Below are 264 nucleotides of genomic sequence, written 5' to 3' on the forward strand. Positions count from 1 at the left end.
TCTAAAAAGTAATATTTAGGCGATTTTCTTTTTTATAAAAACATTGGTTTTATAAGAGGTTGGATATTTTGATTTAAATGTAGCCCGTAAAAAGTTTTCAGTCTTTCTTACAGGGTCAAACTATACTTTTTAAGGTTATGCGCCATAGCAATCAGCCCTATTTCTACATTTACCTTATCAATTCCCCTTAACATAAAGCGTTTAAAGTTCATATTTTGTTTTATGTTTCCAAAAACAGCCTCAACATCCCAACAACGTTGTTTT

At 30.3% G+C, this 264-nt stretch carries 1 protein-coding gene; it reads right to left on the reverse strand.

Annotated features, from left to right (window positions below):
- Positions 1 to 107 precede the first annotated feature (107 nt).
- On the reverse strand, positions 108 to 264 hold a 157-nt coding region (locus tag HC176_RS19520), incomplete at its 5' end, for a transposase (RefSeq protein WP_167920602.1).

Source organism: Tamlana crocina (assembly GCF_012037625.1).